General features: G+C 54.7%; 1 protein-coding gene. It reads right to left on the minus strand.

Features of this window, described 5'->3' with window-relative positions:
* Window positions 1-461: PAS domain-containing protein (locus EXE45_RS17335; protein ID WP_241989524.1), on the minus strand; the 461-nt coding region annotated here is incomplete at its 3' end.
* Window positions 462-664: the final 203 nt, after the last annotated feature.

Here is a 664-nt window from a genome sequence, read left to right on the forward strand (position 1 = left end):
CAGTCCTCATGGACGAGATCCAACCGTCCCTGCGCGACGTTGAGCGGACTCTGAAGATCATGACTCACGACACCAGCAAATTCAGTGAGCCGTTGGTTCTGCTGCTCTAATTTCTTCTCATTTTCTTTGCGTTCTGTTATATCTCGCAAAATCCCGACTGAGCCCTCGAACTCCTCGCCGCGATAGGGCAAGACTCCCATGTGGTCTTCACATGGAATCGCCTCTCCGTCCTTGGATTGAATCTCAATCTCGAATTGGATACTGCTTGGGCCATCCGAAGACAGGATTCGCCCAAGAGCCGCTTCCGCCCGGTCGACAGCGTCGGCAGATTTGACGAGCGTTGGTGGTGACCCGAGGATCGTTTCCCGGTCGTAGCCCACCATTCTGACAAACGCGTCGTTGACGTACTCGAACTGGCCCGCTTCGTTGAGTACGTAGACCGGGTCTTCGATCGTCTCCATGAGCGTTCGGAAGCGAATCAGTTCTGTTTGGCGCGCTTGTTCAGCAGACAGATCCCGAACTGTACAAATCAACTCCCCAGAAGCTGTCTTTGTGAGACGGTGATCTTCTGGAAACGTCGTCCCATCGGCTCGAAGCCCGGTCGTTTCACCACTCCAATACCCGCCGTCATCTACTGACGGCAGGATCTCGTTTCGGACGAGCT

The sequence above is a fragment of the Halorubrum sp. SP9 genome, from assembly GCF_005435015.1.
Classification (GTDB): Archaea; Halobacteriota; Halobacteria; order Halobacteriales; family Haloferacaceae; genus Halorubrum; species Halorubrum sodomense.